Below are 19,923 nucleotides of genomic sequence, written 5' to 3'. Positions count from 1 at the left end.
CTCTTAGTTAGCGTTTAAGTCTTTTTTCATCAAAATATCAATCTGGCGGTCGTTGCCCAACACAAAAACATGCTCGTCAAAGGCTACAAAACCATTCTTTTTGTAAAAGCTCATAGCCCTAAAGTTCTTTTCCCAAACACCCAGCCACACATGCTCCACTTTCAGTTGTTGGGCAACTTCCATGGCTTTTTGATAAAGTAATTGCCCCACTTTTTTACCGTGATGATCTTGCAGTACGTATATCCTTTCTATTTCCAAAGCATTTTCATGAGCGTTTTCCTTTTGTGCCTGCCCTGTATTAAGTTTCAAGTAGCCAATCACTTCATTGTTGAGCTCGGCAAAGTAGAACTGAGATAAGGAGTTACCCAATTCCTCGCTCAACTGCATTGTAGAAAAGCTTTCATCTAAATATTTACGCATGTTTTCTTCAGTATTGATTTTGGCAAAAGTTTCCAAGAAAGTTATCCTACTGATCTGTTGAAGGGCGTTTACATCGGTGAGGTTTAATGGTCTTATCATGATATTCTCCATGGCACAAATTTAGGCAGCGAACAAATGCAATAAAATGCTATTTTATCATTTATTAATGCATATATTGCATTAATGGACTTGCAACAAATTAGATATTTCTTGGCCTTATCCCGAGAGCTTCACTATTGGAACACCGCAGCAAAAATGAACATTACGCAATCTGCGCTTACCCGACAAATCCAATCTCTAGAAAATGAATTGGGTTTATTACTGTTCGAGCGTAACAAACGAAATGTAAAGCTCACGCCAGCAGGTCGCTTTTTAAGAGGTAAATGGGAAGTAGAAATCAACGAGATTGAGTTTATCCACCAATTTGCCAAACAGATCCATTTGGGCGAGAGTGGTACCATCAGGATTGCCTATCCCGATTCGATCTCTGCTTCTATTATGCCCGAGATCTTAGCGCACATTGCCGCAGAATATCCAAAGTTACGGGTAGAACTGGTTCAGGTTTTATATGAAAACCAACAGGAGTTTTTAAGGAACTATAAAGTTGACCTGATCATTGCCAGAGACATTAATAACTTACAGGGCATTAAATCGAAAAAGGTTTATACCGATCATTTGGCTTTGGTAGTTCCCGAAAACCATCCTTTCCAAAGTATCGAAGATCTTAGCACTGAAACATTGTCCCAGCAAAAATTTATACTGCCTACTATTGACGAGGGAAGTAGTTATGGCCACATTATCCAGCAGGTGTTTAGCAATTTTGATTTTACACCTAATGTTTATCTGCACTCAGAGTTTGGTGCGATCATTATTGCCTTGGTAAGAAAAGGGCTTGGTATTGCCATTTTGCCCGATTCTTATCAATATCATGATAGTCCGGGTTTAAGGTTTATTAAGCTTCCTTTTAAAACCGACCTGTACCTGAACTGGAGAACTGACGACCAAAATCCTACACTGTCTAATGTATTACAGTTGATTTTAAATAAAATTGGCAAAGTTGATTAGTTATTATCGTTTTAAGATTGCTTCGTGCCTCGCAATGACAGATAATAGGAAAGCTGTTACATTAATTAAAGCGTCATTGCGAGGCACGAAGCAATCTCTAAATACACTTAGACCATATCTGGATTTACAACATATATCCCTAACCTTCCATTCTTTTGGCTTTTCTTAAAGCTGGTGCCAATACCTTCACCCTTAAATGATGATGCAGGGTTTCGTATTCATTAATGCAAACCGAAAGATCTGCAAGCAATATTTGGTAGCGTTGATATAGTTTAGCCAGTGCCTTGGCATTTTGAGCAGTACCATCAGTACCTTCGCCCAACAAGCTTTCCATTTGCTTAAGGGCATATAAAACCGAATGGTGTTCTTGTTTATTAATGGCTTTCATATTTAGGTTTTGAAAAAAATTGCTTTCTCGAATGATCGGAACTGGCTGTGCCTCACAATGACATAATCGTTAAGATTTCATGCATTTGCTAGATAAAACTTTGTCAATCCTACTATACATCATGCAGATAGGATTGACAAAGTTCGTAGCCTACCCTTCGTCGTTTTAAAATTGCTTTCCCGAATGGTCCGAACTGGCTGTGCCTCAAAATGATGTAATCATTCAGATTTCATGCATTTGCTAGATAAAACTTTGTCAATCCTACTATACATCATGCAGATAGGATTGACAAAGTTCGTAACCTACCTATAGCGTCATTGCAAGTTTACGAAGCAATCTATGTTGTATTTGTTGAGCGCTTAATAATTTACCTGCTTAAACAAGGAAGCTACGTCTAATTGGTTAGTACTTGGTGTTACAAAATAAGTTTGTACCCTACCCTTTTCTCCCTTTTTAGGAATTGAAAGTGTTCCCGTAGCGTACTGGCTCATCCATTCGCTATCATTAAAAGCCCATTGATCGGTAGTGCCCGCTTTCACAAAATACCAAGTGTAAGTTTCGCTAAGATTAGTGAAACCTGTTGTCGTGTTATATTCTGAATAGGCCCAAGTTCCCGGCTTTACATTTTTAGCAATATATACGATTTCATTTTCTTTATTTTTCATGTAAACATCCAACGCATCATCACTTTGCGGGTAATAAATATAAAAGGCCATTTTATTGGTTGCTGGATCTGCTGCAGGCGCCTTGATTTCCAATGGGCTTCCGTTAAGGAAAACAAAGGGGAAAAAGCGCTCCAAATCTTTGCTGCCCAAGGTGAGCGAAGTTTGATATACTTCTTTTCCTGAAATCAGATCTTTTATTTTCAATATGGCCTGCCCTTGGGTAGACGGATAAGTATACACGTTACGGAAATTCAGCAATTTATCAGGTCCAGTATTAAACTTGTTGTAAACTACGGTATCTATGGTTACCTGCAATTCGCTATTGCCTACATTGTAGCCGCCAATTTGTATACTCACAGCCTTGGTGGTGATGTCGCTCTTATTACATGCGGCAAATGTAGTGACCAACGCCACCAAACATGCTAGTTTTTTCATATTCATGAGGTTTTGTTTCATTTGTTTATTATAATTCTAATCGCGTAAAAAATCTCATCATACCCCCTTCTGGAGCTTCAGAGAAAATGTAAAGTTTTGAAACAGCTGTACCGGCACCTGGTTTTGGAGCAGTAGAAGTAAGTGGATGCCAAGTGTAGCTAGTCCCATCAACATAAGGTACGTTGGTACCGGCTTTGTATATACGTACTACAAATGATACCGAGGTCATGACGCCGTTATACTCTTGTCGGGCGGTAGAAAAGGTTCCGACGCTTACTGGCCTACTGAACTCGTAGGGCTTCACGTTTTTCACTCTCGTTAACTCCTCAAAAACCTGTGGGGTCAGGTAATACTTCCCTATTACAAAATCAACAGGTTCGGTATAATTGGTGATGGTGGGCTGGAACATATACACCAAAGTAATTTTGTCCTTTTCTACAGCAGGCTTAGTAGGCATTGGACCTATTTTACCATCCATGTACAGAAAGTTCACATTTGCCTCACCATCTTCCTTTTTCAGTTCTTTTTCCAGCACCAATTTTCCGGTACCATGTTCAAAAACGTTAAGCTTAAGCTTATTTTCTGACGAATTAAAGGCGTACCCATCGGTTAAATTGAAACTGGTATTGGGCAATATCGGGCCAGAGAATATCATTGAGCCCACTTTAATGTCCAATTGCTCAGTACTTCCGTTATAACCGTTTACGTTAATACGGTACAATTGGTCTTTATAAAATTGTTCTTCTTTATTACATGCGGCCAATGCCATCAACATAGTGCTTAGGCAGGCCAGGTATAATCTATTTAATTTCATTGCTGTATGTTTAAATGAGTTTAAAAATGATAAGAGAGGCTTAAGCTGAACGAGGTACCTACCTTACGGGCAAAAGTCTCTATATCGCCAACGCGTCTCATTTTCCCGCCATCGCTCGGTTCAAAATATCCTTCTTCATACTTATCCGTAAAACCATATTTCCATTCGTATACATCCGACCACTCTTTCATAAACATGGTACTGGTACCCGGCTTTAACTTATAAGTTTCCTGAGAGTTGATGAAGAAGCGGTATGGACTGTTCAACAGATTGCTCATGTTCAGCTTTGCTTCCATTTTTTTGCTTTTCAGCAGTTTGTAGCTTAGTTGAGCATCCAATTGGTTACGCGGACGCTCCATTTCCGAATACTGAGGCTGCATACCTACCGTAAAGGTTTTATAGCCCGAATGGTTGAAAGCTATGTTGGCGCTTAAACGTTCTCCTACATATTGCAACGCCACATTATACAGTACGGGTACCTGTCCGTATAGTGGTCGCTTCTCTCGTAAGTAAGTTTTACTTTTATAGGTGTAAGTTCTGCCGTCTTTATCTGAGCCAACACCCATGGTAGTATAGCGGAAGGCACTGGCCTGTACTTCTGAATTCTGCAGCGTTAGGTTACCACTGAAATACATATTGCTTAAAAACTTCCAGCTGCCGTTAATGAAACCCAAATTTTTACGGAAATCGAATTCCCAGCCCTTAATGTTGGCATAGTCTGAGTTAGCGGTAAGCAAATCAACAGCGCCGCTGCTATTGGTAATGTCCAAATACATTTCCACAGGGTTTTTAAAGTACTTTTTGAAATAACCCACAGAGATCACCTCACCAGCAGACGGATACCATTCGGCCCTTAAATCGTAATGAGAAATGATGGTAGAGATTACTCCTACGTTACGTTGTATGCGGCCATACATGTAGTTGTAGCGTGCGAAACTAGAATTTTCAATTAAGGCAGGTCTAACGGCCGATTTGGCATAAGCAACACGAATGTTAAAGTCGGTAACTGGCGTGATGGTCAAATTAGCAGAAGGCATGTAAAGCCATCTTTTTTCATCAGCACTAGCATCTTGGGTTTGGTGTACCAAATTACCCGTTTCTGGATCTACGTAACGTTTCTTATCCAGGTTTTGTATATCAGATTTAGCGACCTTATCGGCGGCAGAATCCTTGATTTTATCGTAACGGTAATATTCGCCCCTAATTCCCCATACCAAACGTAACCAACTGCTGAAACGACTGTCCATCATACCGTACCAAGCTTGGTTGTTGTTCTTTCCGGTATAGTTATTATTGTTAAAGTCGGAAGGGTAATAGAACATGTTGTGCAATGGATCATTAAAATTGATGTCCCATTGTTGTATAGGTTTAAAGGCATCGGCAAAACCTGCTGCAGCGCCAACAGGTAAAACGCTCCAGGCAAAATCACCTTTCTTCTCTAAAAATTGATATCCAGCTTTAAATACTTGAGGATGCTTTCCAATATTGAACTTGTAACTCAAAGCGGCATCAGCCGCCCAATTGGTTTCCACGTACTTGTAAGACGAGCGGCTCAATGGCCCCGGGTTATTGGTGAAGTTACCGAGCTGGTAAATGTAATTAGTACTATTAAGTGTCTTAAGTGGGCCTAAGTTTGCATCTACAGCATCTTCCTCGTGATTGCTCACCTTGTTACGGGCCACTCCCCAATCGAACTTAAACTTCCCAAAATGATGTTCCCCTGCTACGCGGTTTTGCAATAGGTCGATAAATTTGGGACGGTCATATTCGTTAATTGCCGGATTATCACCATAGCCAACATCTTCTCCCCATCCCGAGATACGAAAGAACTGGTTAGCAAATACCCTCGAATAAAAGTTGTGTGAAGTAATTTTATGGTTTTTATGATTCCAGCCCATGTTGATCAAAGCGCCCAAGCTAGTGGTAAAATTATACTGACTGGCAGCACTTTGGTTAATTTCCTGATGGCTTACTGGATCATACAGGTTTTTATTCATCTTGTTAAAGCTACCACGCTCGAAGTGCATAATATTATCTATAGCCTGTTCATTGCGATAGCTAATAGAACCCACAAAACCAAAGCGGCTACTTTTTAGATCATAGCTACGGCCTACGCTAAACTGATAGTTTTGTCCGGGAGCGGTTTGATAAATTCGAGTGCCCAATCTTTCCAATCCACCGATTCGCTTGTTCTGTGCGGCAATCATCTCAGGGGTAATTTTTGGCACCCCAGCAGGCGGCAAAGTCGCTGCCGGATTGGTAGGATTATAGTTTGATTGGGTAAAAATCACCAAGTCCTTTGGAAAATGATCTCTGCCCCCATCGTCGAAACCAAAATAGTCCTGCTTACCTCGTTGGTAGCCTAAGAAGTCTTTACCCGTGCTTCCGTTGATGTATTTGGTACCGATATTTAAAGAGATAAAGTCTTTGTTGGGAATGGCCATGGTGTTTAATTGCACCATACCACCTCCAAAGCCAAAGCTCATATCGGGTGTAGCGGTTTTGGATACCACTACGTTGTCTACCAAATTGCTTGGAATAATATCGAACTCGAAATCGCGTACCTGTACATCGGTGCTTGGTAAAGCGGCACCATCCATCATGGCTACGTTATAACGTTCGGCAATACCTCTGATTACCACACGACGGTTGTCGGTAGTGCTTACGCCCGCAATACGTTTCAAGGTTTCGCCAATATTCTTATCTGGCAAAGCCGAAATTTGTTCACGACTGATTCCATTGGAAATGCTGGCATCGTTTTTTTGACGGGCATATAGGGCATTAATGCTTTCGGTTTTAAATGTTCCCGTTACCACTACCTGATTTAAACTGTTGGTAGCGGGTTTAAGCACCACGTCAAGGTTGGTTAACTGACCTGCCTTTACTTCTACTTCGGTAATGCGCTTGCTTTGAAAAGAGATAAAACTTATTTCAAGGGTATAAATCCCCGCTGGAACATTAAAGGTATAGGTTCCATCTACATTAGTTTGAGCCCCCTGCCCTGTTTGTACCAACTTGATATTGGCCCCCGGTAAGGGCTCGCCCCGATCGTCGATGATTTTACCTGCAATACGACCCGGTTGTTGTTTTGGTGATTTAAAAGCTTCCTCTTTTTTGGGATATAAAACCACCGAGCCACCTTGTTCTTTAAAGGCAACATTACTGTGCTGCAACAATTGGTTAAGGATATTTTTTAGCTTTTCTTCATGATAGTTTGCGGCCTTAACCGATACATTTTTAGCCAACGATGGATCATAGGCAAACCTTACCTTGGCTTTAGCACGCAATTGTTCCAAGGCTACCGATAGTGGCTGACCTTCTCTAAACTGGATATCAACTTTTGTTTCCAGTCCCTGTGAATGGGCTTCGCCGGCAAACAGCGAAGTCATGATATTGATAGAGATAAAATATAGGATCAGTGATATTTTCACACCTATTTTAATTATAGACATTAATTTTTAATACTTTTATGATGTTTACGAGTTAAACCTGGCGTTTGCAATGATCATGACTAGGAAGCGGCAATTTTCTGTCAACTAGCAAGCGCCTAAATACCCGGTATCTATCCAATAGGTACCGGTTTTGTTTTTTTTAGTAGACTATTTCATCAAGATCACCTCCTTGTCTTTAATTTGATAATGTAGTCCGTGAATGAGCTTTAATTGATTTAAAATGCTTTGAGGGCGGTCGCTTTTATTGAACTGTATAGAAACATGCAATTTTTCAAGTGCCTTTTGTTCAAATTTAATGTCCATTGAAAAGGCATTGCCAAAGGTTTCGGCAAATGATTTTAGCGGTACATCTTCTAACACGTATTCTCCGTTTAACCAATTTTCACTGGTGTAGGCCTTGCTGCTTTCCAGCTTAACGGTTTCCCTATATCGGTTAAATGAAAGCTGTTGGTTTGGCAACAACACTCCTAAAGCTGTACTTTGACTACGCACCGCTACTTTTCCACTTAGTAAAGCCACACGGATATCGGCCAGCAAAGGATCGTTGTTGATGATAAACTTGGTACCTAGTACTTGGGTAGTAATTTGTCCGGTAGTCACCAAAAATGGATGTGCAGGATCATGGCTTACTTCAAAGTACACTTCTCCCGTTTCTAATTTTACCTGACGGGTTTGTTGTTTAAATGGATGCGCAACAGCCACTTTGGCGCCTGGCCTTAAGTAAATGACCGAACTGTCGGGCAATAGAATTTTCTTGAATTCGCTCTTTTTAGCTGCGTAGCTATCCCACGCCTGCGTAATTGTTGAGGAATTTGAGCTTTGTTGGTTACGATAGGCCCATGTACCTACCGAAATAACGATTATTGCAGCGGCGGCTACATTACGCCACAGCTTATAGAGTTTCTGCCTGTTGATTTTGCGACGAATTTCGCCAAGCATCTCTTCGCCTGTACGTAGCTTGTCCTGCTCGTTAGCAAAGGTTTCAAAAGGAATATCATCATGGGTACGATCAAACCAAGCTTCGGCCTGTTGCTCTATTTTACGCCTTTCGGCGAACACGTTTTTCTTTGCCATACATTTAACTCTTCGCAGCAAAAGCCAAAATGTACTTTAAGAAATAGCTATGATTAGATTAAATCTTTGTTAACAGAATAGCCAGCACTCCAGCTAAGTTGACTGGCTCTGAATAGAATTTACGTGTTTGCAACCTCAAACGCTCTAAGGCCATGGAAATATTGTTCCGTACCGTTTGCTCGGAAAGAGAAAGCTCTGAAGCGATTTCCCTGATAGATTTGTTTTCGTAGCGACTTAAACGAAATGACTGTTGCATATTGGTGGGCATCTTATCAATTTCGCTATCCAATAAATCCTGCAGTTCTTTAGTTTCCAGTTCGGTGGTAGATGGGGCTATCAACACTTCATCTTCATGGTACAACAATTCTCGTTGCTTACTTGCGGTTTGCTTTCTATACCATGAAATGGCTTGCTTTTTGGCCGTAACGTTTAGCAAAGGTGCCAGTGAGTCTTCCGCGATGACCCTGTCACGGTAACGCCAAAGGTTCACGAAAATATCCTGTACAATATCCTTCGCTACTTCCCTATCGTGAATACGTCGATAGATCATCGTGTACACTTCCGGCCAATAGCGTTCATAAAGTGCTTCAAAAGCCTTTTGATCGCCGCTTTGCATGGCAGTAATTAAATATTGATCGCTAAGGGTTGTATTCACCCCGCAAAGTTACCATCGCATAGGTTATCCTATTGTTAATTTATAATGAACAAACGTAACGTTCATCATTATATCTATGAATATTCTTGATCAAATCTCCGACACAAAAAAGCTATATTTGATCATAAAATAAGAGATTTAAAAACATTTATAACGCTCTGATATTAAAAATCCATCTAAATGAAACCAACAACTTTTAAAACAGAAATACTATCAAATATTATTGCCTATTATCAAATTATTGGCGGACTATATGGATTATACGGCACTGTTAGCTTATTAGCAAAAGAACCTACTGTCAGTGGTTTAGGTTTACTTTTTTACACGCTAATGATTGCCTTATTCTCATTATCAATTTATTGCGGTAATTTATTGAGAATTGGAAAAACCAAAGGACTAGCCTTGTCTAAATGGAACCAGTTAGCACAGGTTATACAAATCAATCTCCTAGGTGTAGCTTTCCAATATATTTCAGGAGTTGGCATCTCATTTGGTTATGCTAAAACAGGAGATTTTATTCAGTTCATATACATGAATGTATCATCCTTTTATATTAAGTACAACCTAAAAGAAAGTGAAGAATTTTATTTTTATATAAATATTATCCCACTTATTATTTTCTATTTTATTGAAAAAATCGAAGCTAAGATAAAAATGGAGAACATAGCACAAGAAAAAATATCTGATAACAGATACTTTCTTCTTGTGGTTGGTGTGATCACCATACCACTTAATTGTCTACTCTATTGGTTGATGATAACACCACCAAAGGTTAAACATTTTAAGCTGAACATACCTTGGCCAATGCATTACCAATTTCAATTCCTTAGCCAAGTACCTAGCTGCACGCTATGCCTATAAAGGTTGGGTAAAAGGCAATCTACACCATGAATATGGGCTTCCCGCATCTTCATTTCGTACCGATAATTGGGAGATAAAACCTCAGTAAAAATCTTGTTGATTATAGGGTAAGTTTTTTCGATTTTTCTATATTGACTTGAAATATAAAAACCTATGCGAAAAGTTACCCTATCACTCCTTGCTTTACTAAATGCTGGTTTAGCTCTGGCACAATCGACCAATAATGCTTACCGATTTTCAGAAGATATTCTGCATAAAATCAAGAACGACTCCACCAGTTGGAAATACCAGATTGGGGCTACAGAGCTATCCTTTTCGGGATACTATAAACAAGTTTTAGAAATTTGGGACAAGAATGGTGCTGGTATTCCTAAATACAACAAGATAGATAGTGGATTTTTTAACAACTATAGTCAATTAAATGCCCGCGAATATATTATTGATCAATCTAAAAACGAAGAAATCATTTTTATTAACGAGGCGCACCATATTCCCCAGCACCGCGTTTTCACCAAATCATTACTCCAAGGCCTTTACGATAATGGATACCGATACCTTGGATTAGAAGCCCTCTCTGATAAAGACATTAACCAAAGAAAGTTCCCAACCATAGAAAGTGGCTATTATACCCAAGAACCTGAATTTGGGAATTTAGTAGCCGAAGCCCTAAAAATAGGTTTTGTATTATTTGGTTATGAAGCTACAGCAGGAAAAAATGGCAAGGAAAGAGAGATTGAACAGGCCAGAAACATCCAAAAATTTATAGAGAACTCTCCGAAGGGAAAATATCTTATCCATTGTGGTTACGCACATGCTTTTGAAAGTGATTACCCTGCTTGGGAAAAAGCTTTGGCTGGGCGAATAAAAGAATTTATGAAAATTGACCCTTTCACCATTGACCAAACCATGTTTTTGGAAAAGTCGGATGAAAAACATGAAAATAAATTCATTGGCTTAAACACCAATAACTACCCTATCGTTTTGCGAAATAAAGATGGTCATATTTACGCTGGCAATAAAGCGGTTAACCAAACCGACATTGTGATTATCCATCCAAAAACAAAATACGTTAATGGCCGACCCGATTGGTCAATGCTAGGCAAAAAGAAATATACACTGCCTAAATCTAAAATTTCACAAGCACCTCTACTGGTTTTGGCTTATAGAAAAGGAGAATTTGAAAATAATGGTGTGGCCTGTGAAGTGGTAGAAATTACTGATCAAAGTGAAAATAAATCACTTTTTCTACCTAAAGGAAACTATGAAATAGTAATCAAAAACAAAGACTATAATACTATTGATCAATTTGAAGTGGAGATGAAATAAGCTTCATTAGCAACAGTCAATTCATATGAATGCCAGGCATGGCATAGGAACTGGTCATTTCATCAATGAATACATGATCTATTTCTTTAAGTAATTTTCAAAAACAGCTTCCGAAATATTGAGTACCGATTGGTAAAAATGTATGGCAAATTGTTCTATCGTTCTACTCAAATAAGAATTTCACTAAGTCCTTCCATTAACCAAATTATCATAAATGGAGATAACCAGCATTTTTTGTTAAATCTTAACATCTGTAAAGAAGTAGTGAAAAAAAGTTGTTGATAAAATATAGTTTGGTTGCAACCTTTTTTGAACCTAGTTTTCTAATTTACAGAACAAAGTCCATAACCATTGGAAGACCAACAACTTGTAAAACAATTACTCAACCGAGAACCTGCTGCATTTACACTTTTCGTAAAAAACACGGAAGGATTAGTGGCTGAAATTGTTTTCAAGATGATTGCTAATGCCGAAGACAGAAAGGACCTTATACAAGACATTTACCTAAACGCCTATCGTTATTTACCCAATTTTAGGTTTCAATCCAAATTGAGTACTTGGTTAGGCAGTATTGCCTATCACGCTTGTTATAACTATCTGAAGAAAAAAAAGCTACTTCTATCTGAAAAAATAGATGACACAGAACATGAACAAGATACACTTGAAGTAATCGCAAACCGTTTTGCAGATTGTTTTAGCAATCAAACAATGGATTATGTATCTCAAAAAGAATTACAGCATCTACTTCAGTCAGCGATACATCAGCTTAGCCCCATTTACGCAACCCTAATTTCTCTTTATCATTATCAAGAACTGAGCTATCAAGAAATATCAATCATTACGGGCCTGCCTGAGGGGACATTAAAAAGCTATTTATTTAGGGCCAGAAAGAAACTAAAGGGCCTCATATTATTAGATTACAAAAAAGAGGATTTATGAAAAACGAACACCTTTCAGAAGAAGAAATACAAGCATTGGCATTGGGGACAGAAAAGCAAAGTAAATTTTATGACCACCTGCAACATTGTAGTAAGTGTAAGAAAAGTATTGACACTTATAGAACAATATTTACGGCATTGGCCGAACAACCAGCGCTCACTTTTGATTTTACCGTAACACCGCCTCCTGAAATGAGTATGCAAAAAATTAAACCCAGACCTACTTCTTTTTCCATACTCGCTTTAGGTATCTTAAGTTTTTTAACCTTATCATTAGGCATTATTGGTTGCTTAGCTTCACGTATAACATCAAAAGGATTTTTACTTTCGAATGGCATCATCATTGGCATTGCCACATTAATTCTATACGGCCTCTTAGCCGAAATGGTTATTAAATATCGAAGAAAAATATCCACAATACGTCAGTCTAACTTGCAACATTTAACCAGTTCAACTTTCTAATTAAACAACCATGAAAACAACAATGCTCAATACTGCTTTCAGTCAACCAGCTATCTTCATAGACGAAGATGCGTTTAATATCTGTGCCACGATTTTTGTTGTGGCTATGGTAATGGTATTTATACTATCCATAATCAAAAGAGTACTGGCATATCGCCTCAAAAAAGAAATTATTGAACGGGGTATACCAGATAGTTTGGCCAACTCCCTATTCAAAGATGAAAAAACTGGAGACGATAGCCTAAAATGGTGTTTCATTTTCATAGGACTTGGCATAGGACTTGGCATTGTTTATTATACACCTCCTTTAGGTTTACACTCTTTGGCAATTCTATGTATATCTACAGCTGCAGGATTTTTTAGCAATTTCCTATATCACAAAAACAAAACCTAAGTCCCTCTAACTATATCAATTATGTACCAACAACAAATATGTCCGCTATGGGCCCGAGTAGTTATTGCCTTATTTTTTTACGTAATACCAGTAAAATCACAGCAAAAATTACCCATTATTAAGGCCAATACAAATGCTATCACCATCAAAGATGGCCCTGTTCTACTCACAGATACTTGGACACTTTCTCCAGAAATAAGACCAGATCGTTATCATGCCATTAAATCGGCAACTGCTAAAAACATTACGTTTTATACTGATATAGACTCTATTTCTTTTCTTTGCCTTCCCGGAGAAAATTATGATTTTGCCATTATACTTAAAGGAAGAGATACCTGTTACACTCAGATTGTAATGGAAAGCGATACCACAACAAATCGCCTCGATCATCGCAAATTAATAAGTAGGGAATTACTCGCAATGGATTTCATGATTTTTCGAGACTATATGGAAAGTACACATGCCGGCCTTTATCGTTATCAAAGTAAAAAACGGATAAACGAACTCTTCGATCAGGGGCTACAATCTATAAAAGGTCCGGCGGAAAAACTTGAATTCGGAAAGACCATTATGCAATTAATTAGTCAAATACAAGACGGGCATACCGGTACAAATCTATCTGCTATGATTTTAAAAGCTTACCGAGATAGTACAAAGTTGTTTCCATTACTACTTTATTTTGATCGCAAAGGTGCTTATGTACGTTGTGGAAAGTTAGACCATTTCCCGATAGGTACAGAAATTCTTTCTATCAATGGACAAACAATCAATCAGATTAAAAAAGCCTTATATACCCTTCTTCCGAGCGATGGCAACAGCTATTCTAAAAAAAGACATACCTTAAATAACGGATCATTTTCCTTCCTTTATCGCTTGTTTTTTGGCGACTACAATTCATTCTCCATAACCTACAAGGAAGTAAACGGCAAAAGAATCACTAGCCAAATAGATGCCTCTATTTCCAAAGACTTCGATTGCGAAATTGGACCAAACCTACCAAAGGGAAAAGACCTTCAGCTCAACTACATCAACAATGATATTGCCTCACTGGTTATTAAAACCTTTGATCAAAGCAGACTGGCCAAAATGGGCTTAGATTTCCCAAAATTTCTTGAAAAAGCTTTCACTGAACTCAAGCAAAGAAAAATAAAGAAACTCATTGTAGATGTTCGTGGAAATGGTGGTGGATTTAACGAATATGGTCCACTACTATATGCCTATTTAGCAAAAAAGGATTTCGCTTATTTTAAGGCAGTTTATCATGCAAATGACCCAAAACCCATTAATGGAAACCGCTTTACCCAAATCCAAAAACCTAAATCTAATAGTTTCGATGGAAAAGTATTATTCTTGATTGATGGTCTTTCCTTTTCTACAACGGCTGATTTTTGTGCCATTGCTAAAAGTAATCACAGGGGAAAATTTATTGGAGAGGAAACGGCAGGTGCTTACCAAGGGAATAACTCGGGAAAAACTATCAGATTGGAACTTCCTAACACCAGAATACAGATTGTCATTCCTAAATTTAGATATGTCAACGCAGTTAAAAAAACACCATATTTCAACAGAGGAGTGATGCCCGATCATACCATTATCCCAAACCTGATGGACATTCTACATCAAAGGGATGTACAGTTAAACTATGCCTTAAAGAAGTTTGGTAAATTAGAAAAATAGAGGACCAACTCTTGATTAATACTATTTTAATTCCGTGCAATTTTTTAAAAAAAAGACAGCAAAAACTTCTTCCCATTTTGAAGAAAGAAACCCATTGGAATCTCAAACTTTATAAGTACTAAATAATCGGTCCCAAATAGAAGTATAAAAACCAAAGTTTCTTTGTTCGTTTAAATGATGCTGGTTATGGAATTTTGTAGTTCCCAGAAACAGCTTCTCCGACCATTTTGGAAAGAACTCCCTGTTCAAATGACCAATGGTTCCCCAAATTAAGTTAACGAAAAGGTAAATGGTGATGGAAAATATAGAAAAGTCATACCACATGAAAACAAAAAGCATCATGAGGCCAAAGCCTAAAGTTTCCAGGGGATGCAATACAAAAAGGCTCAAATAATTGGTACTTACATGCTCATGATGTTTGCGGTGCAATACTTTATAAATAAAAGGATGATGTACCAGATAATGAAAAATATACATCAATAGATCCATCACCAAAATAATGGCTATAATTTCAATAAAAAGTACCCAAAGGGTTTTACCTTCGCTTAAGGTAATCCAGCCCAATTTCCATAAATAAACCCCAATTAACATAACCGCTATATTGAGCATCAGGGTGAATAAACTCACATATAAATCAGTTTTCAAGAAAGGATGGTCGGTAGTTTGAATCTTATTTTTCGAACAGGTCCTATCTATAAAAAGGTAGAGGCCAATGGAAAACAGGTACAGAAATGTATTGGATATTAAACTGAAAATAGTCCATTCTAACCAAGATAGTTTTTCAAAAAAGGCCAAGAGGTTCAAAACGTAGTTGATTTAGGATTTGCAGCAGTTATGAAGGTACATTAAAAAACCTGTCACTTATACTTACAATTCGCTCCAATTTCTGTCATTGTTTTCTTTCATGTACAATAATTTCCATTTTTTTGCTTTGGCAATGTTAACACTGGCTTCTGTGGGTGCTGTATTGTATTCAACAGGGTTTCGATAGTCACTCTTATCTAAGTTATATAAATAAGTAACTCCAAAATTTTCTGCTGTACGCATTGGCAGATTATTGATAAATTGTCCCATGTTTGATCCAGTAATCTTATTAAAGCTGATATTGATGGATTTAACATTTATATTTTTCGATAGGTCCAACGCCTCCAACTGATTACCGCTACAAATCAAATTTTCCAAAGCAATATTATTAGACAAGTCTAATGTCTTTAACTGGTTTACACTACAAATCAACGTTTTCAATAAGCTATTTTTAGATACATCCAACGATGTCAGTTTGTTATCAAGACAAGACAAATAGTTAACCTTACCATGTATCACAATTGTTCTGCTAGCCATAGGCACAGACGAGGTTGAAGTAAGATTGGTGATTGCTTCACCAGCATCTTTAATACCATTGTTATTCACATCAATCCATAGCTGGTTTTGGTCTGCATTATCTGCTTTTATCTCCAAATTCCAATTCGTATTATCATTTGTAGCTTTTGTAAGCGCAATACTCGGCAGTTTTGGATCTTCTACATTGGGAGTCGGTGAGTTTTCATCATTTTTAGCGCAAGAAAGCACAAATGTGGAGATTGAGAGCAGTAAAATATGTATATTTTTCATTTTGATAACATATGACTTTCTTGCTTCTATATCTTCCTAATGGCCTAGAGTGCATGTCATATCCACACAAAAATAGCTTTTTTTGTTATTGTCAGCAAGCCTTTTACCCCATCATCCTTGCTATGTCCTTATAAAGCTTCACCACAGCATTCACCTTTTAATAGAGGAGATTCAACTTGTAGTTGGTGTTATCACCATACCACTTAACTGTCTATGTTTAATAGTTAGTGATAACACCAACCAAAGGTTATTAGATTTGTCTGTAAAAGTAGAAAATCCAGCATCGTTCCGTAAAAATAATTGCAGACAACTTGAATCTATAACAAGATAACATAAGAATAAACCCCTATTTTAGAAGCTTGAATTTAACAAAGAAGCTGTTCGGAAGATAATCAATGATTAAAAAAAGAATATTTAGGTTTTGGATGGTCAATATCCTCATGAGCATTGCCCTATTCATCATTTATAGAATGGTGATTGCCGAATCCAAACCAGTTGACGAAAGTTGGATAGAGAAGCTTTTATATATGTTGGACATTCTCTTGAATCTGGGATTTTCGATCATCTTTCTTCTTGTCATGCTAGTAGGCTCGCTTGCCATTTTCTTAAACCAAATAGAAAAAATAAGAAATAACTACTATGTATCGCTTTTAACATTTTTGGCTACTCCCTTGGTTAGTACAATTGGCTTATTGATAAAATTATGGATTGATTTTCATACTTACGACCGAAGTATCATGAAAACGGTAGCTGTCTTCTCTATCTTATATCTGTTGCTCAACACCGCAACATTTTCGATTTTTAGAAAAAGGGTGGGGAAATGACTAAGAAACAAGCCATAAAGTACTCGTTAATTTATATCTCAATAATTTTGTTTGGGGCGTTCATTGCATTTAAAGTTTGGTGGACAAATGGAAATGAAAAATTCTTAGGGATAATTGCTTTTTTTCTTGTGGGTTTTGGTTCATTGTTCTTAAGTATTTCATTGACAAGAATCATTATCCCAACGAAAACAGATTTTGGCATTTCAACGCTATCGGATAAAAAGAAATATCAAGCCTTAAAAGATGTAGTTGGTTCTGCTAAATTAAAAGCTATCAATTCAAGTTATTTATCCTTATTTATAATTTTATTTGCGGGTACAGCTTATGTATTAGTTACCTCTCTAAACAAATATGAAAAAGACCAGCTAAAAACATTTGGACAACTACAAAAAGTTAAAATCATAGATATACGTCATAAAGGAAAGGGAACCTCTTACGCATTTTTTGATTTCTACTTGGAGGGTAAAAAATACAGTAATGACCTAAGCCCTAAAAACTATAACATAGGAGATAGTGCAACCATTATTTTTTCAACCAACAATACTGACATTGTTGAGTGGGCAGAAGACTTTGACACAAATGACTAATGATTTAATTTTTTGACTAGTAATTACAACGCGACCAAAGGTTAAATAATATCGACCCATGACAAATAGTATTTTTAGAGCATTACGAAAGTTTAGAATTCCAAGAGCGATTAAACGATTTTTCAATTTAGTTGCCGGACTTCTTTTAACCACCTGTTGTTTTTTTGGTGCCTATTTAACATTTCAAAATGGCTGGACAGACCTAAATAAAGTGGACAAATTAGAGGGGATAATTTTGGAGAAAGGCATAACGACCAATCAGACTTCTACAAGCGGACGTTATCGGACAACTTTGAATAATCAGGTATTCTACTTGAAACTCCAAGGCTTTGACCAGACATTTGGTGTATATAATCCACAGCAGTCCTATGGTCATCTCGACAATAATCTTTATGTTGGCGACACCGTTAAAGTGTTTTACAACCATTCAAACCTAGAAGGAAAATTGAACCTTGAGACTTTTCAAATCGAAAAGAAAAATCAAAAAATATTGGATAGTCGAGATTTTAAAGGAAGAGAACGAATTGGATTTTATATTTCATTAGCAGGTGGTTTTGGATTGCTTTTTTTGACGTTTTATCAGGATAGAAAATATAAAACAGGCAAATTAGATAAATAGTACTACCCATAACACCTGCTCTAGCGCAAGCGTCCACTTGTGCCTAAGCTGATAACACTAACCAAAGTTTAATAAACATAAACCATAGTTTAAATAAGTAGTTAAAGACTTGCATAAATTAGAAGTGTATGTTATATTGCATTATAAATTAATAGCTAGTATCTCTCGTTGCCACAAATCAAGGCCGAACAATCTTATACAGCCATATTTTGAGTTCTATATTTATTATTGAATTCTAAATAAAACAAATAGCTAAACTATGTTTTTTATGAGTTAAGAATAAATTAAAAATGTTAGATAAACAAATTGTAGATTTCAACGAAAGCATTATTGGTCTTCGAGAGTTTATAGACTTAATAGACCCAATATTGACGGATAAACTAAAAGAACATGACGAACACATTTCTCCTTTAATATCTCTTGGAGTTATAAAGCAAATGCTAACTCAAAATACTGAATTGGAAGAAGGAGAAAAAGAAAAAATAGAAGGAATACAATCAAAAATAAACGCCAAAATCTTAGAAATTTATAAAGAAGAAATTGATGTTGAAATTGAAACTGAAGAAGATAAAGCAGATTCTTCAATGAGACTTAAAATACCCAGCAACATACGATTTCAAGAACATTTGGCTAATGCTGGTAAAACAAAAAATCACATTGAATTACTCTATAGGAATTCCTTAATATCTCTATTAAGTTCTGTAGAATGGTTTTTCTCTCAAATTTTACACTTCTACTATGACAAACATCCCGATGCTTCGGGAATTCAAAAGAAAACAATGACTCTATCAGATTTGAAAGGCTTCGGTACCATTGAAGATGCCGAAAAATATTTAATTGATATAAAAATTGAGGAAATTTTACGTGGAAATTTTGATTCATGGATTTCATTATTAAAATCTGAACTATCTCTAAACATGGGCTACATAGAGCCTATCAAAAACGAGCTTATCGAGATTTATCAACGAAGGAATTTACTTGTACATAACGGAGGAGTTGTAAATTCAATTTATATTTCAAAAGTTGAAGAAAAATTTCGAAAAGACATCAAACAAAATGATAAACTAAACGTAGACAAAGAATACCTAGATAATGCTATTTGTAAATTACAAAAAGCTTTCATTTTAATCGCAGCCGAACTTTGGAAAAATTTAGATAAAACAGACAAAAAAAGAGGAGACGTCTTAGGAGAAATAACCTATGAAAATATTCTTAAATCTAAATGGGATATTTGCGAAGGCTTAACTTACTTTATGATAAATGATGCTCAACTTGAAACAACGGACAAGGTAATTGCTCAATTGAACTATTGGTTATGTAAAAAAAGAACTAACCAAATGGACAGTATAAGAAATGAACTTAATAAGGCTGATTTTTCTGATAAAAAAGAAATTTTTCAACTGGGATTATTTGCCATTAAAGATGACGTTAAATCATTTATAGAGATACTGCCTCATGCTTTAAACTCCAACCAAATAAATATTGAAAGACTTGAGGAATTCCCAATTTTTGAAGAAATAAGAAAGACTGAGGATTATATAAAATTCAAAGAAGAATCCAAATACTTTAAAGAACCAAATCAAGAAGTTATACCCCAATAAAAAATACAAAACTGCATTTTTCAATCTCTAGTTGACCTATTTACCTAATTTCTCC

The 19,923-nt window shown here is 36.8% G+C and carries 20 protein-coding genes; 11 read left to right on the top strand and 9 right to left on the bottom strand.

Annotated elements, in window-relative coordinates; genetic code table 11:
* Window positions 1-3: 3 nt before the first annotated feature.
* Window positions 4-531: a GNAT family N-acetyltransferase gene (locus tag ABDV71_RS17105; RefSeq protein WP_343534722.1), complete on the bottom strand. Its 528-nt coding sequence runs from the start codon at window positions 529-531 to the stop codon at window positions 4-6.
* 72 nt (window positions 532-603) lie between these two features.
* Between ABDV71_RS17105 and ABDV71_RS17100 the strand changes: the two genes are divergently transcribed.
* A complete protein-coding gene (locus ABDV71_RS17100; protein WP_343534720.1) occupies window positions 604-1,485 on the top strand; it encodes a LysR family transcriptional regulator in 882 nt (293 codons plus the stop codon).
* Window positions 1,486-1,624: 139 nt separating this feature from the next.
* Here the strand turns inward: ABDV71_RS17100 and ABDV71_RS17095 are convergent, their stop codons facing one another.
* The 6 genes from ABDV71_RS17095 to ABDV71_RS17070 form a co-directional block, all read right to left on the bottom strand.
* Complete coding sequence (locus tag ABDV71_RS17095) at window positions 1,625-1,873, bottom strand: hypothetical protein (RefSeq protein ID WP_343534718.1); 249 nt, start codon at window positions 1,871-1,873, stop codon at window positions 1,625-1,627.
* Window positions 1,874-2,232: 359 nt separating this feature from the next.
* Entirely contained in the window at window positions 2,233-2,973 is a 741-nt protein-coding gene (locus ABDV71_RS17090; RefSeq protein ID WP_343534716.1) for a hypothetical protein, read from the bottom strand.
* A 28-nt stretch (window positions 2,974-3,001) separates the two neighbouring features.
* On the bottom strand, window positions 3,002-3,787 hold the full coding sequence (locus ABDV71_RS17085; RefSeq protein ID WP_343534714.1) for a hypothetical protein: 786 nt from the start codon (window positions 3,785-3,787) through the stop codon (window positions 3,002-3,004).
* Window positions 3,788-3,807: 20 nt separating this feature from the next.
* Window positions 3,808-7,239: a carboxypeptidase-like regulatory domain-containing protein gene (locus tag ABDV71_RS17080; RefSeq protein WP_343534712.1), complete on the bottom strand. Its 3,432-nt coding sequence runs from the start codon at window positions 7,237-7,239 to the stop codon at window positions 3,808-3,810.
* 147 nt (window positions 7,240-7,386) lie between these two features.
* Window positions 7,387-8,313 (bottom strand): FecR domain-containing protein, encoded by a 927-nt coding sequence (locus tag ABDV71_RS17075; RefSeq protein WP_343534710.1) that lies wholly within the window; start codon window positions 8,311-8,313, stop codon window positions 7,387-7,389.
* A gap of 58 nt (window positions 8,314-8,371) precedes the next feature.
* Window positions 8,372-8,968 (bottom strand): sigma-70 family RNA polymerase sigma factor, encoded by a 597-nt coding sequence (locus tag ABDV71_RS17070; protein WP_343534708.1) that lies wholly within the window; start codon window positions 8,966-8,968, stop codon window positions 8,372-8,374.
* Window positions 8,969-9,148: 180 nt separating this feature from the next.
* On the opposite strand from ABDV71_RS17070, the gene ABDV71_RS17065 reads away from it, so the two are divergent.
* The 6 genes from ABDV71_RS17065 (at window position 9,149) to ABDV71_RS17040 (ending at window position 14,626) form a co-directional block, all read left to right on the top strand.
* Window positions 9,149-9,829: a hypothetical protein gene (locus ABDV71_RS17065; protein ID WP_343534706.1), complete on the top strand. Its 681-nt coding sequence runs from the start codon at window positions 9,149-9,151 to the stop codon at window positions 9,827-9,829.
* Window positions 9,830-9,982: 153 nt separating this feature from the next.
* Window positions 9,983-11,155, top strand: a complete 1,173-nt coding sequence (locus tag ABDV71_RS17060) for a hypothetical protein (protein WP_343534704.1) — start codon at window positions 9,983-9,985, stop codon at window positions 11,153-11,155.
* A 351-nt stretch (window positions 11,156-11,506) separates the two neighbouring features.
* Complete coding sequence (locus tag ABDV71_RS17055; RefSeq protein ID WP_343534702.1) at window positions 11,507-12,094, top strand: RNA polymerase sigma factor; 588 nt, start codon at window positions 11,507-11,509, stop codon at window positions 12,092-12,094.
* Window positions 12,091-12,555, top strand: coding sequence for a hypothetical protein (locus ABDV71_RS17050; RefSeq protein ID WP_343534700.1), 465 nt, complete (start codon window positions 12,091-12,093; stop codon window positions 12,553-12,555). Before ABDV71_RS17055 ends, ABDV71_RS17050 begins: the two co-directional genes overlap by 4 nt.
* A gap of 10 nt (window positions 12,556-12,565) precedes the next feature.
* Window positions 12,566-12,949, top strand: coding sequence for a hypothetical protein (locus ABDV71_RS17045; RefSeq protein WP_343534698.1), 384 nt, complete (start codon window positions 12,566-12,568; stop codon window positions 12,947-12,949).
* A gap of 21 nt (window positions 12,950-12,970) precedes the next feature.
* Window positions 12,971-14,626, top strand: coding sequence for a S41 family peptidase (locus tag ABDV71_RS17040; protein ID WP_343534696.1), 1,656 nt, complete (start codon window positions 12,971-12,973; stop codon window positions 14,624-14,626).
* A 102-nt stretch (window positions 14,627-14,728) separates the two neighbouring features.
* Here ABDV71_RS17040 and ABDV71_RS17035 read toward each other — a convergent pair whose 3' ends face one another.
* Window positions 14,729-15,253 carry a sterol desaturase family protein gene (locus ABDV71_RS17035; RefSeq protein WP_343534694.1) on the bottom strand — a complete coding sequence of 175 codons (525 nt, stop codon included), beginning with the start codon at window positions 15,251-15,253 and terminating at the stop codon, window positions 14,729-14,731.
* Between the two features lie 240 nt (window positions 15,254-15,493).
* A complete protein-coding gene (locus ABDV71_RS17030) occupies window positions 15,494-16,237 on the bottom strand; it encodes a hypothetical protein (protein ID WP_343534692.1) in 744 nt (247 codons plus the stop codon).
* Between the two features lie 395 nt (window positions 16,238-16,632).
* On the opposite strand from ABDV71_RS17030, the gene ABDV71_RS17025 reads away from it, so the two are divergent.
* From ABDV71_RS17025 to ABDV71_RS17010, 4 genes are all read left to right on the top strand, one after another.
* Window positions 16,633-17,061, top strand: coding sequence for a hypothetical protein (locus ABDV71_RS17025; RefSeq protein ID WP_343534690.1), 429 nt, complete (start codon window positions 16,633-16,635; stop codon window positions 17,059-17,061).
* Window positions 17,058-17,648, top strand: a complete 591-nt coding sequence (locus ABDV71_RS17020) for a hypothetical protein (RefSeq protein ID WP_343534688.1) — start codon at window positions 17,058-17,060, stop codon at window positions 17,646-17,648. The genes ABDV71_RS17025 and ABDV71_RS17020 overlap by 4 nt, the downstream gene beginning before the upstream one ends.
* Window positions 17,649-17,706: 58 nt before the next feature.
* Window positions 17,707-18,267, top strand: a complete 561-nt coding sequence (locus ABDV71_RS17015) for a hypothetical protein (RefSeq protein ID WP_343534686.1) — start codon at window positions 17,707-17,709, stop codon at window positions 18,265-18,267.
* A 290-nt stretch (window positions 18,268-18,557) separates the two neighbouring features.
* Entirely contained in the window at window positions 18,558-19,868 is a 1,311-nt protein-coding gene (locus ABDV71_RS17010; protein WP_343534684.1) for a hypothetical protein, read from the top strand.
* Window positions 19,869-19,923 lie beyond the last annotated feature (55 nt).

Source organism: Pedobacter sp. (genome assembly GCF_039594775.1).
In the GTDB taxonomy this organism is placed as follows: Bacteria; Bacteroidota; Bacteroidia; order Sphingobacteriales; family Sphingobacteriaceae; genus Pedobacter.
Note: the sequence above shows the minus strand (reverse complement) of the source record. Positions and strands in the feature narration are given on the sequence as shown.